The 13,039-nt window shown below is 47.9% G+C and carries 14 protein-coding genes and 1 riboswitch; of the genes, 6 read left to right on the top strand and 8 right to left on the bottom strand.

Annotated features, from left to right (window positions below; all coding sequences use genetic code 11):
• Window positions 1–6: 6 nt before the first annotated feature.
• From EI981_RS03070 to EI981_RS03050, 5 genes are all read right to left on the bottom strand, one after another.
• Window positions 7–228, bottom strand: coding sequence for a YezD family protein (locus EI981_RS03070; RefSeq protein WP_126995342.1), 222 nt, complete (start codon window positions 226–228; stop codon window positions 7–9).
• A 98-nt stretch (window positions 229–326) separates the two neighbouring features.
• Window positions 327–1,187, bottom strand: coding sequence for a sulfate ABC transporter permease subunit CysW (gene cysW, locus EI981_RS03065; RefSeq protein ID WP_126995340.1), 861 nt, complete (start codon window positions 1,185–1,187; stop codon window positions 327–329).
• Window positions 1,188–1,235: 48 nt separating this feature from the next.
• Complete coding sequence (gene cysT / locus EI981_RS03060; RefSeq protein WP_418789036.1) at window positions 1,236–2,078, bottom strand: sulfate ABC transporter permease subunit CysT; 843 nt, start codon at window positions 2,076–2,078, stop codon at window positions 1,236–1,238.
• A 118-nt stretch (window positions 2,079–2,196) separates the two neighbouring features.
• The gene (locus tag EI981_RS03055) at window positions 2,197–3,264 is read right to left on the bottom strand and encodes a sulfate ABC transporter substrate-binding protein (protein WP_126995336.1); all 1,068 of its coding nucleotides are present in this window, start codon (window positions 3,262–3,264) and stop codon (window positions 2,197–2,199) included.
• Between the two features lie 533 nt (window positions 3,265–3,797).
• Complete coding sequence (locus EI981_RS03050; protein WP_126995334.1) at window positions 3,798–4,853, bottom strand: lactonase family protein; 1,056 nt, start codon at window positions 4,851–4,853, stop codon at window positions 3,798–3,800.
• 208 nt (window positions 4,854–5,061) lie between these two features.
• Here EI981_RS03050 and EI981_RS03045 point away from each other — a divergent pair, with 208 nt between their 5' ends.
• From EI981_RS03045 to EI981_RS03025, 5 genes are all read left to right on the top strand, one after another.
• Window positions 5,062–5,571 (top strand): CcdC family protein, encoded by a 510-nt coding sequence (locus EI981_RS03045; RefSeq protein WP_193556428.1) that lies wholly within the window; start codon window positions 5,062–5,064, stop codon window positions 5,569–5,571.
• 182 nt (window positions 5,572–5,753) lie between these two features.
• Window positions 5,754–5,865, top strand: a riboswitch (TPP riboswitch).
• Between the two features lie 492 nt (window positions 5,866–6,357).
• Window positions 6,358–7,392: an ABC transporter substrate-binding protein gene (locus tag EI981_RS03040; protein WP_126995330.1), complete on the top strand. Its 1,035-nt coding sequence runs from the start codon at window positions 6,358–6,360 to the stop codon at window positions 7,390–7,392.
• Between the two features lie 68 nt (window positions 7,393–7,460).
• Window positions 7,461–7,754 (top strand): thiamine-binding protein, encoded by a 294-nt coding sequence (locus tag EI981_RS03035; protein ID WP_126995328.1) that lies wholly within the window; start codon window positions 7,461–7,463, stop codon window positions 7,752–7,754.
• The gene (locus tag EI981_RS03030) at window positions 7,751–8,521 is read left to right on the top strand and encodes an ABC transporter permease (protein ID WP_126995326.1); all 771 of its coding nucleotides are present in this window, start codon (window positions 7,751–7,753) and stop codon (window positions 8,519–8,521) included. Before EI981_RS03035 ends, EI981_RS03030 begins: the two co-directional genes overlap by 4 nt.
• A gap of 15 nt (window positions 8,522–8,536) precedes the next feature.
• The gene (locus EI981_RS03025) at window positions 8,537–9,352 is read left to right on the top strand and encodes an ABC transporter ATP-binding protein (RefSeq protein ID WP_126995324.1); all 816 of its coding nucleotides are present in this window, start codon (window positions 8,537–8,539) and stop codon (window positions 9,350–9,352) included.
• 28 nt (window positions 9,353–9,380) lie between these two features.
• Here the strand turns inward: EI981_RS03025 and EI981_RS03020 are convergent, their stop codons facing one another.
• The 3 genes from EI981_RS03020 to EI981_RS03010 form a co-directional block, all read right to left on the bottom strand.
• Window positions 9,381–9,731, bottom strand: coding sequence for a hypothetical protein (locus EI981_RS03020; protein WP_126995322.1), 351 nt, complete (start codon window positions 9,729–9,731; stop codon window positions 9,381–9,383).
• 40 nt (window positions 9,732–9,771) lie between these two features.
• Window positions 9,772–10,389, bottom strand: a complete 618-nt coding sequence (locus tag EI981_RS03015) for an HD-GYP domain-containing protein (RefSeq protein ID WP_227011668.1) — start codon at window positions 10,387–10,389, stop codon at window positions 9,772–9,774.
• 668 nt (window positions 10,390–11,057) lie between these two features.
• Window positions 11,058–12,023, bottom strand: a complete 966-nt coding sequence (locus EI981_RS03010; RefSeq protein ID WP_227011667.1) for a tyrosine-type recombinase/integrase — start codon at window positions 12,021–12,023, stop codon at window positions 11,058–11,060.
• Window positions 12,024–12,173: 150 nt separating this feature from the next.
• On the opposite strand from EI981_RS03010, the gene EI981_RS03005 reads away from it, so the two are divergent.
• Window positions 12,174–13,001 (top strand): TatD family hydrolase, encoded by an 828-nt coding sequence (locus EI981_RS03005; protein ID WP_126995320.1) that lies wholly within the window; start codon window positions 12,174–12,176, stop codon window positions 12,999–13,001.
• Window positions 13,002–13,039 lie beyond the last annotated feature (38 nt).

The raw sequence follows: 13,039 nt of genomic DNA, 5'->3' as shown, positions 1-13,039 counted from the left end.
ATATGTCTATCGAGATTCTGACTTACGCAGCGGTTTAACCACATTCCGAGACGATCCGGATGCTTTTGCCGCCCCTCCACCAACCTCATAACGTTTCCGTTCCGTACGTTCTAGTTGGACAATCTGTCCCTCGTGAACAACGATATTCAGCGACCCGAATTCCATCTCATTCAACATCTCCGCGATCCGCTCCAGCCACACATTGTCTACCTTCAGCGGTTTGGTCATTCGTGGAAGCCCCCTTGCCCGATAATATTTAGAATCTGTTCTCAGCTTGATCAGATGAACCTCCCTCTAACATAGATCACTCTATGCTGTTCACCCACTTAATGACTGCTCTTGCGAGTGAACCAGCTCTTAAGCAGCAAGGTGATCAGCGCCAGTAACAACAGTAAGGAAGCAACTGCAAATGAAGCTGAGAATTGATACTCGTTATACAAAATCTCAATATGCAGCGGAAGAGTATTGGTTGATCCGCGAATATGCCCAGACACAACCGATACAGCGCCGAATTCCCCCATCGCCCGTGCATTACAAAGTATAATTCCGTACAGCAGACCCCATTTGATATTTGGCAACGTCACCTTCCAAAATATACGGAAGCCTTTGGCACCCAATGTTACCGCTGCTTCCTCCTCCAATTGCCCCTGATCCTCCATCAGCGGAATCAACTCACGGGCCACGAACGGAAAAGTAACGAACAGCGTGGCCAGAATAATGCCTGGCAATGCAAAAATAATCTTCACATCATGATCCTGCAGCCAAGGCCCGAACCAGCCATGTACACCATAGACTAGCACGTAGATCAAGCCGCCGATCACCGGAGACACGGCAAATGGCAAATCGATCAAAGTGATTAGAAGCTGTCTTCCCCGAAATTTGAACTTCGTAATCGCCCATGCGGCCGCGACGCCAAATATCGTATTCAGCGGTACAGTAATCACTGCAACAAGCAGTGTCAATCTTAATGCCGATAATGCATCGGGATCGGAAATAGCCTGCACATAGACGCTCCAGCCCTTCTTCAGGGCCTCTGTTAGAACGACAATCAATGGCAGACCGATCAGCCACATAATAACAAGTACGGCGAGGCTGACTAAGGTCCATTTGACGATGCCCGACTCTTTCGTACTGCGATTTCTAACTGGATTTGTTCTCGCTGCCGCTAAAGGTACTGAACCTGCCACACGACGCCCCTCCCTTGGCTTTATAAATTCGATGAATCCCGGCTATACTCAACGCGCCGTCTTGCGCACTCGGCTCTGCAATGAATTAATCAGCAGCAGAAGTGCAAAAGAGATTAAGAGTAACATTAGCGCAACCGCCGTCGCACCAGCATAATCGAATTGCTCCAGCTTCGACATAATGAGCAGCGGCGCAATCTCGGTCTTCATCGGCATATTGCCGGAGATGAACACGACAGAACCGTATTCCCCAATGCCGCGGGAGAATGCGAGGGCAAAGCCCGTGAGCAGCGGAGGGAGTAGCTCCGGTAAAATAACGGAGCGGAAAGTCCGAAGACGGCTCGCTCCGAGTGTCGCAGCGGCCTCTTCGACCTCTGCATCCAGATCTTGTAGTACGGGCTGTACGGTACGTACCACGAACGGAATGCCGATAAACATCAGGGCGAGTGTAATGCCCAGCGGCGAGAACGCCGTCTTGATGCCTAGCGGTTCGAAAAATGAGCCTAGCCAGCCTTTGGATGAATAGAGCGCGGTCAACGACACCCCGGCAACTGCGGTTGGCAGCGCAAACGGGAGGTCGATCATTGCGTCGAATATTTTTTTTCCTGGAAATTCATATCTAACGAGAACCCATGCAAGCAGCAATCCTAGTACTGCATCAACCAATCCGGCCGCCGCTGCGGTCAGGAAGCTTACTCGGTAAGAGGCTAATACTCGCGGATCGGTTGCAATCGACCAGAACTTCTCCCAGGTTAGTCCCGTAGAATTCAACAACAGCGCGGATAACGGAATTAATACGATCAAGCTTAAATATAAAATGCTGTACCCCATCGTCAGCCCGAATCCAGGTAGTACTCCGCGTCTGGTGTCCGTCCTGCTTGGCATGAAAGTCATCCTTTCTCTACCTGCATAAGGCGAATCAGATCATCTACTGAAAATGAAGCATAAGTCCGCACTATATTGTCTGATCCACCACTCTCACAGGTTTGCTCCTCCGCTGGTTGCGGTCGTATTATTTCGGAACATAGATCTGACTGAATATTCCACCGTCATTGAAATGCTTCGGCTGCGCTACCGTCCAGCCACCGAACACTTCATCAATTGTGTATAGCTTGATGTCAGGGAATTGATCCTTGAACTTCTCCTTCACGCTGTCCAGGGTCGGGCGGTAATAGTTCTCTGCTGCGATCGTCTGCCCTTCTTCTGTGTATAGATATTTCAAATAAGCTTCTGCTACCTCGCGAGTCCCCTTCTTATCGACGATTTTATCGACGACCGCAACAGGCGGCTCAGCCAGAATACTCTCCGACGGATAGATGATATCGAATTTATCCGGGCCCAGTTCCTTAACTGCAAGCCAGGCTTCATTCTCCCAAGCAAGAAGCACATCGCCTAGTCCGCGCTCTACGAACGTCGTAGTCGCACCGCGAGCCCCACTGTCCAGAACCGGAACATGTTCGAACAACTGTTTGACAAACTCCTGAGCCTTAGCTTCGTCATTATTGTTATGATGCAGGGCATAACTCCAGGCCGCGAGATAATTCCAGCGCGCACCACCCGAGGTTTGCGGATTCGGAGTGATGACCTCTACCCCGTCCTTAATGAGATCATCCCAATCTTTGATTCCTTTTGGATTTCCCTTCCGCACCAGGAAGACGATCGTCGAAGTATATGGCGAGCTGTTATGTTCATATTTCTGCTGCCAGCCTTCATTTATCAATCCGCTCTCCTGCACGGAGTCTATATCATATCCTAGTGCCAGTGTAACAACGTCCGCCTCTAGTCCATCAATAACTGCCCGGGCCTGCTTCCCCGAACCCCCATGTGATTGCTGTATCGTTACTTTCTGCCCTTTTTCCCTCTCCCAATAGGTCGCAAAAGCTTTATTGTAGCTCTCGTACAGTTCCCGAGTAGGGTCGTAGGATACGTTCAGTAACTGGACGCTCTTCCCTTTGCCTCCATCCGCACCAGCAGTCGCACTCGCTTTGTCATTCGCTTTGTCTCCGCCACAGGCGACCAGTGCCACCGACATAGCCAGAACCAAACTGACCAGAATACTCTGCTTAACCCATTTACTCATCGTATCACTCCCCATCTTCTCCCATAGTATCTTGCCTACCAAGCAAGCAGGAACCTTTCCCGACCGTATAAGAAAACCTCTAACGGGGCCGCTCATAGCTGTGCGACCGTTACCCCAAAGGTGGGGTTGGTCTTCTTCGAAATAGAATTTAGAACTCATCAGCTCCACTGATTACTTCTGTATCTATAACAAAAGACGGAGAAACGCCCTGCTCCCAACGGTCAAACCGAGCCGCTACCCGTGTCTGCCTAGGCAAGTAGAGCGTTCCTCCGTCCGTACGGTGAGAACATCTTTAATTATTCCTACCTGTTTAGTATGTTATGGTGTTATTTTATATGTACTGGGTTTTCTTGTCAAACGTTTTTTTCACTGGAAAATCATAAGTTCCGGCTTCGAGCGTATTCAATCAAAAAAATCGGCAGATCGGGTGAGCTTCTGACTCCCCGATTACCGATTTATAAGAATACATGATTAGTTCGTGTTCAAAATATCCTATTCCACATGATCAAAGGGGAGTTGTTGAACTACCTCCGTTACTCTAATACGGGCTCAACACAGGCTGCCTGGCTTATGGCTAGCTCCTGCCCAGTCGCTGTCAGCTTGCCGCTATTGGCATCGCGTTTGAAAGATACAATATTGCCGCTGAATTGATTCGCGACCAGCACATAGTCGTCCAACACGGCGAAGTTGCGCGGCCAGCTTCCCCCGGTCGATGTCCATTCTGGATCGACAAGCTTGCCTGTCACCGCGTCGACTTCAAAGCGTACAATGCTGTCATGGCCGCGATTGGAGCCGTATAAATAACAGCCGTCCTCAGACAAATGAATATCCGCAGGATAGCTCTCGCCTGTAAAGTCCTCAGGAATCGTAACGACATGGTCGATGATGTCCAATCTACCTTCCACCTTGTTATAGCTATAGATTGTAATCGTATTGTTCAGCTCATTAATTCCATAGGCATATTGATCATTCGGATGAAGAACGAAATGTCTTGGGCCGGCCCCAGGAGGTAACGCTACCTCGCCGTGGTGAACCATACCGCCATCCTGCATCCTATAAATAAAGATTCGATCGGCCCCCAGATCCGATGCAAAGGCGTATTTCCCCTCTAAGTCTGTCACGGTGCTATGAGCATGAGCCTTCTCCTGACGATCGGTCACCGGACCTGTGCCGACTTGCTGAACTTTCGCCGCCAAACGGCTTGCTTCTCCTTGCTCACCCAAGGCAAAGCGGTTCACGGTCCCACTGGAATAGTTCGAGACGATCACGTCACCATTAGGCAGTGAAGCAAGATGACAAGGGTCTGCGCCCTCTGTTGGCACGGAGTCCAGCTCCGTCAACTCTCCGCTGGCAATATTGATTCTATAGCTGACGAGACGGCCTTCTGCCTGTTCACTCACTGCGTACAGTCTTGAAGCTTCGCCATTCACAATGACAAAGGATGGATTCAATATCCCGGAGAAGTGGCTTACGACACGCATAGCTCCTGTCTGGAAATTCAAGCCGCATAAGTAGATCCCCGGCTCCTCTGGTTTTGCATATGTACCTACATAAATTGGAATTTCATCCTTCAGACCAAATTGCGTCATAAACTACATCCTCTCGATTATAATTTGTTTCTATATAACTTGACCGTTCCCACTTCTATAGCCCGGGTCCGGTTGATGCATACATCTACGTGTGATTATTATCATGGTGAGGATTTATGATATAATGATTTCGCCTAAGAGGTATTTCAAAACGTTGAATTATTTATCGTAACCGATCAACCAAATTCATTAAAGAAGGGGTGTTATTATGGACGCCATTAGCCCTTTTTATATGCGGATCATTGCGACGGCTGTTATGATTCTGATGGCCGTATCTGTCATCATCGTTAGACTTAAGGCCAGCAATCGTCCGGTGACGATCAAGAAGATTATTATTCCTCCGCTCGGTATGGCTACCGGCTTCGCCATGTTCGTGGAGCCGCAGATGCGTATTTCTGTCCTGTATGGAGTCATCGCTTTTGCCGCTGGCTGGCTTCTGTTCTCTTATCCGCTCATTCGCACTACCCATTTTGAGATGAAGGGCGGACAAGTATTTGCCAAAAGATCCAGCGGATTTGCCTTCATTCTGATCGGCCTGCTCGTGATTCGGCTGGCTCTGCATGAAGTAATCGAGCAATATGTCTCCATTCTTCAGACTGGCTCGCTTTTCTTCATTCTCGCCTTCGGTATGATCGTGCGCTGGCGGCTCTACATGCTCAAGAAGTATCGCGCCATTACGAATCAGACTGATACGAACCCCATAAATCCAGAAGCGTGAAGTGATTAACCTTATCTTAAACAAGATTGGCAACCAGAACAAGTGGCTGCAGATCGAGGTGGCAACTCCTTTACCTCTGCGGTTAATGGCTCCATCTCTTCGGATGTCGAAGCGCGGTATTGTATTTTTCTAACTGGACATATCTGCAACAGCGAACTATAATGGCAATTGTAATCCGTAGTTCAATAGTTCAGGGGAGCTGGAATAGGCCGGCTGAGATTGTATCCCGAGAAGATACTGACCCTTTAACCTGATCTGGGTAATGCCAGCGTAGGAAGAAATGCAGGTATGAAGCTATGCTCATATTCAAGTGCACCTATGCGTCCCGATCCGGGGCGCTTTTTTTGCATCCTGTATATTTAAACCTATTAACTACCGGCTTCATTCGGAAATGATCAGGAACACTAGAAGTGTAAGTTCCTCTAGAAGTACGTGTTCAAAAAGTTCGGTTTTCAGCACCGAAGCTTATGCTTCCGATGTGCGTTTTTTCAAAACGCTTCAGTTGGATGAAGCTAGGGCCTGAGGAGCGGAGCGTACGTAGTGGGTACGTGAGCACCTGAGATGTTTCCGAAGGAAACATGACTTCGTAAGCATTTGCTTAGGCCCGGCTGAATTCAAGATTCGATGTCGAATAAGCTCTCAGTGTTACTTCGCAAGAAAACCTACCACTGAATCGCGGTCGCTCATCCTTGAATTGGCCTCGATTGGTTTTCTTATCAAAATTAGACTTTTTGAACTACCTCTAGAAGTGAATACGGATTAGACATCTTGAAGGAGGGAATATCATTGCATCGATCAAAATGGGTTCTGCTTGCCTTGTCCTGCCTGCTTGTCATCATCGCGGGCTGCGGCAAAGCGAATAATGCCAACACATCGGCCGCTAACGGAAATGCAGCAACGGGAGGACAGACGAAGGAGCTGCGTGATGTTAAATTCGTGCTGGACTGGAGTCCGAATACGAACCATACCGGTCTCTATGTTGCACAGGCCAAAGGGTTCTATGAAGAGGAGGGCCTGAAGCTAGACATACTGCTGCCGGGCTCTGGCGGTGCGGACGCAATGGTTGCATCCGGTGAAGTACCTTTCGGAATCAGCTATCAGGAGAGCGTGACACAAGGTCGTACTCAAGGCGTGCCCCTCGTCTCGATCGCGGCCGTTATTCAGCATAATACATCCGGCTTCGCCGCGCCTGTGGACCGGAGCATCAAGGCACCTAAGGACTTTGAAGGCAAGACCTACGGCGGCTGGGGTTCACCCGTCGAAGAGGCCGTCATGAAATCGATCATGGATATCGATGGCGGAGATGTTAATAAGGTAAAAATTATCAATATGGGCGAAGCCGACTTCTTCACCGCCGTGAAGAGAGATATCGATTTTGCCTGGATCTTCTATGCCTGGACTGGTATCGAAGCCGAGTTGCGTGGCGAGCCGCTTGATATGCTCTACGTGAAGGACTACTCGGATAAGCTCGATTACTACACTCCGGTTATTTCAACCAATGAGAAGCAGATCAAGGACGATCCTGAATTAATTAAGGCGTTCCTACGTGCCACCTCCAAAGGATATCAATATGCGATCCAGCATCCGGAGGAAGCAGCTGATATTCTGCTGAATGCCGTACCTGATCTCGATAAAGATCTGGTCATCGCCAGCCAGAAATGGCTTAGCCCGAAATACCAGGATGATGCTGCCCGTTGGGGTGAACAGAAACAATCCGTATGGCAGAATTACTCCGATTGGATGTATGAGAAGAAGCTGATTGAGAAGCCGCTAGATGCAGATGCTGCTTTTACGAATGATTTTCTACCGGAGAACAAATAACGAATTGACCGCGCTACAAATGTAAACCACTTGTTTCTTAAATTTTGTATCAGAGAGGATGTCCATATATGGCTAATGCATTAGTAAGTATTCAGATTATTCCGAAGACACCGGGCGGGGAAGATTCGATTCCTTACGTCGACCGTGCAATTGAAGTCATCCAGGCTTCTGGCGTGAAATATCAGGTGAGCCCGCTAGAGACAACGATGGAGGGCGAGCTAAGCCACCTGCTGGACATCATCAAAGAAATGAACGAAGCTGTCATCGAATTCGGTAGCAAAAATGTGATCTCCCAGATTAAAATCTACTACAATCCGGAAGGTGCCAGCATGGATAAGCTGACGGAGAAGTATCGTCCATGAGGCTTCGTCGTATCTGGAGCAGTGTATGGCCGCCCCTTGTGGCGGTCATCTTGTTCCTCATTATATGGCAGACAGCTACATCTCTATTTCATATCAATAAGTGGACGCTGCCGAGTCCTGCCGATATCGCTCATGAAGCGGCTGCTGGTGCTGCCGGGTTGTGGGATCACACACAGGCTACGCTTAGACTTATGCTGCTAGGTTTCTCGATCGGTATTCTTGTCGGGCTGTTGGTCGCTTTTGTACTGCATTATATCCCTTTCCTCAGAAAGGCTCTCTACCCGCTGATCATTCTCAGTCAGAATGTCCCGATCATCGCCTTGGCACCCCTGCTTATGATCTGGTTCGGATTTGGCATCCTGCCTAAGATCATCGTCATTACATTGGTCTGCTTCTTTCCTGTCGCAGTGGCGGCCATGGACGGATTAAGCCGTACAGACCGTGTCATGCTGGACTATATGCGGATGGCCGGGGCTTCGAAGTGGAATATTTTCACCAAGCTGGAGGTGCCGTATGCGCTACCCGCGATCATGTCTGGAGCGAAGATTGCCGCTACCTACAGCGTCATGGGGGCGATCATTGCAGAATGGATCGGTGCGAGCAAAGGAATCGGGTATTATATGATGCTGCAGAAGTCCTCCTTCCGTACTGACAAAATATTTGTCGCTATTGCGATTATCGTAACGATCAGCCTGGCGATGTTCCTGCTTATCTCATTCATTGAGAAATGGCTTATCCGCTACCATCCGTCCAGTGATGATAAATAGAAAGGGGCTTACGCAATGAATACAGAAATGAATAAGCATAAGCCGACCCCTCCCGCTCTGGAAATCCAGACGGCCCGCCTTGCATTTCGCGAAAGAAAGCAAAGTTTACCTGTGCTGAATGATGTCTCATTAACCGTTCCAATCGGGAAGTTCGTGTCCATAATCGGTCCGTCCGGCTGCGGGAAGAGTACTTTATTCCACGTCATCGGCGGCCTGGTCAATCCAGACGCAGGCAAGGTCCTGCTGCATGGCGCAGACATCACGGGCGAGCGTGGCCACATCAGCTATGTTCCGCAGAAGCCAGCGCTTTTCCCTTGGCGCAGTACGCTCGACAATGTCATTCTGTCCAGAGAAATTGCTGGTATGCCGATTAAAGCGGCACGCGAAGAAGCAAGAGCCTGGCTGGCCAAGGCCGGATTGGGCGAATTCGAACAGGCTTACCCGCACAAGCTGTCAGGCGGTATGCAACAGCGTGCTTCCTTCTTACGTGGACTGCTTGCTCCGCAGGAAGTGCTCTGTCTGGATGAACCTTTCAGCGCGCTCGATGCCCTGACCCGAAGCGATATGCAGCGTTGGCTGCTCGATATATGGGAAGAGAATCAGCGCACCGTGCTTATGATCACACATAGTATTGAGGAAGCCCTCATGCTGTCTGATACGATCTATTTATTTTCCAGTAGACCGGCGTCCGTACTGCATAAGATCGAAGTGCCTTTTGCCCGTCCTCGCTCGGAGCAATTGATTGATGATCCTCGCTTCCTGGAGCTTAAGCGCGAGATCGCCGCTCAAATGCGCGAACAAATGCACAAAAAACCAGCCGCTGTGAATTGACTACTGTCGTCACTTTCGGCTGGTTTTTTTATTGGTAAATATACTCGGTGATCTTTACTTGATCGACATCCTGCATCAGAAGGACCCACTGCTGGATATACTCCGGCTCTGTATCTACGGCAATAAGCCAGGATGTATGGTAGACTTCGCTGCTCGCTTCCTTACCTAACCACATCGGTACCTTCGGATTGCTGTCGAACACCTGATGAACGGCTCTAAGTTTGGCATCGATCATACAAATACGCAGTAAAGGCTGCTCACATTCCAAAGATAACGCCACTTGCAGATTTATGACTCTCATCCCTGCCATCATTGCTTCTCTCAGTTCCTTGTCACTTACATCCGGGTACTCGAGAATTTGTAGGCCTGCTTGCATCAATGATGTGTCCTCCATTTCTAGTCCAATATTTCAGATAAACCTAGTCAAGTGAAAGAATATTCAGAACCTGATCCGGCAATTTGTTCAAAGCGTCCACAATCTCAGGATCAAACTCGGTACCTCGAAGTTTCAATAACTCACGCTTAGCATCTCCAACCTTGTATTTCCTGTTACCCTTGCGGCTTGACATCATCAGGTCAAAGGTATCGATTACTGCGCAGATCCTAGCTGCATAAGGAATCTCTTCCCCATTTAGCCCCTCTGGATACCCGCCTCCATCCCATCTCTCCTGATGATACTTAACGATATGAATAATATCCGAGCCAAATCCTGGATTACTCTCAATCATCTCGGCCCCTATGATAGGGTATAGCTTAATAATCTCAAGTTGATTCTTTGACAACGATTCCTTCCGAAGCACAACCTCGCGGGGAATCATCGACTTGCCTATATCATGTAGGAAGCAGCCGCGAATCAGCTGCCCCTTATCTTCAATGCTCAATTCCAGTGGCTTTGCTATCTTCTCGGCTAGCATAGCCACTCTTACAGAGTGATGATAGATCTCAGGATGCTTGTACAACAATAACTTGATCCATGATGCCATATCTGAATGCTTATCTATATACAGTTGTTCTATAAGATCAGCTGAAACGACCACGTTTATCCCCCTAAAAACTTAGTCTGCCTGAAGCTCTGGTTACACCAAATTATCCCGCTTATCCTATGGCCCGCCCCCTCTTAAGTTTTCAAAAATCTACCACCCTATCAAGAGTAGAAATATACCGGAATTTAGCCGATATGAATAAAATATGATCATCACGGGAATGATGTCGTACAATATTAATTATGCGACGTAGAGTATGCAAAAAGAACGAGTATTGGTAAGGTTTGTTATTGTAACTATTTAACATTATAGGACAAAAGAACAACGTTTGCACAGCTATAAAGTCACATTTGTAGGAAAAAAGATTCAATTTATTAAATTTATGCTTGACATTTTAATAGAGTTGGAAAATATTCGGATGAATTCTGTAAAAATGTCATGCTATTCACTACTTATACATGCATAGCAGGGGGATTTCTCTCTCTACGGACATGACAGCTTCACTAAATTCGAAATATTGTAGAAAACTGCAGGTATGCAGCTTTTCCACTTGATACTCTTAAATCCCAATACAATTCCTGCAAATATGCAGGAATTTTTATAATTTCTCCTCAAATCGGGCATTTAATAAAGAAAAAGCTGCATTTTTGCAGTAATTTTTAAATTCACATGCCGCTAGATGACAAAAGCCAGCATTATTGCAGTAATTTTCTCTCCTCCACTTAAATGAACTCCTGTAAACAATCCTGAACAAAATCAGGGGCCGCTTTCTTTAATTGTTCTACTGTATGTAAGTATCTCTGAGTTGTATTAATATGCGAGTGTCCAAGGCTCTCCTGAACCTGTTGCAGTGATGCTCCCTGCAGCAGCGCCAGGGTTGCATTCGTATGTCTCAGCCAGTGCGGAGTAGGCTTCTTGCTCAAATTGCACCGCTCACCTGCTTCCCGAATAATACGCTGAATCTGCCTGGGTGAAATTGGAAACAGGAGAAGGTCCGGATCTGGATCATTGCTCTCTTCGAGGCTCTGAGCATGCTCGGTATACAAATTCCACAGTTTATGCGGAATCTTCACTTCACGGATTTTCCCGCGCTTAGCATAAGAAATCGTTAGCCAGATCGACGTTTCCAGTGGATCTGTATGGAAATCTCCCCAACGAATATGAGTAAGCTCAGAGACACGTAGTCCAAGCATGACGAGGGAAAGTCCAATCAAATAGTTACGCAGACTTTGTTCACGCAGACTATCCAGCAGCTTACCGACTTCTTTTTTGGTCAAGAAATTTTTGCGGCTTGTTATAGCAATTTGCGGGATTTTTGTACTCAGCGTTGGGTTATTTTCAAAAATACCGATACTGCTGTCGCTCCCCCATTTATAGAAGGACTTCAACGGTGCGATAAATGCTGCAACACTCGCTGGTGCGAGGGATCTCCCGCCCTCTCGATAAATTCCCTGTGACAAGTAGAGCTTATAAGCCTCGATTTCCCTCCAGGTAACATCCTTCATTGGCATACCTGATAAAAACTCACGAAAATGTTCAAGTGCGCGATAATAATTTCTTCTCGTATTGGGTACCTTGGCACATGCTGCCAGATACATTTGTATGATCTGCTCATCACCATATTCTTGGCTCAGCGAATGGAAAAAATATTGTTCCGAAACCTCCATCATATAGTTATGTAGCTCCATGGTATTAGCCTCCTGTTGACGTGTTGTCATGTCGCATAATTAATATTGTACGACATATCCGCCATATTTCACGAGGATATAGCATTTGACCTGCCATAAATGTATAGTAAAAGGTGAAAATGAACGTTCAGGAAAGGAAGGAATACGCTGATGAGTTCAGATCTTTCACCATTAATAAAGCCGGAGCGGCAGCCTTTGATGGATGCCCATATTCATTTTGAGATGTACGAAGCGAACGAGAGGACAGCCATCATACAAGACATGCGCGAGCATAGCATCGAGGCCATGATCGCTGTCTCCAAGGATCTGGAATCCAGTCAGGAGAATCGGAAGCTCGCCAAATCAAATCCTGGATTTCTATACCCGGCCTTTGGCTATCATCCGGAACAGAATGTACCTTCCGAGGACGAGCTGCAGCTGCTGCTACAATGGATGGAGGATCATACCGCAGAGATGATTGCGGTCGGTGAGGTCGGTTTACCTTACTATTCACGGCTGGAGGCTACCGAGCAGGGGAAATCCTTTGACCTGGAGCCGCACATCCAACTGTTGGAGCTCATGCTGCAATTCGCGAAGAAGCATAATAAACCGGTTGTCTTACATGCCGTATATGACGATGCCGACCGAGTCTGTGATCTTCTGGAGCAATATGAGATTAAGAAGGCGCATTTCCACTGGTTCAAAGGATCGGCTACGACGATTGCAAGAATGGCTGAATCCGGTTATTACGTGTCATTCACTCCTGATATTCTATATGAAGAAGAAATTATCGATCTGGCCCGCGTCTATCCGACTGACCAGGTGATGGTGGAGACGGACGGCCCGTGGCCTTTTGAAGGACCCTTTAGCGGGCAGACTACCCATCCCAAAATGGTCAATGACGCGGCAGCGGCCTGGGCAAATATCCGGGGCATACCGCTGGAGGAAGCTAGAAAGGTGCTGTACGATAACACTCGCCGCTTCTATGGCCTTACCTAATATCATGAAGAGCCATCCGATGGGATGGCTCTCTCTTC

The organism is Paenibacillus lutimineralis (assembly GCF_003991425.1).
GTDB classification, from domain to species: Bacteria; Bacillota; Bacilli; order Paenibacillales; family Paenibacillaceae; genus Fontibacillus; species Fontibacillus lutimineralis.
This window is presented reverse-complemented; position numbering and strand designations above follow the sequence as displayed.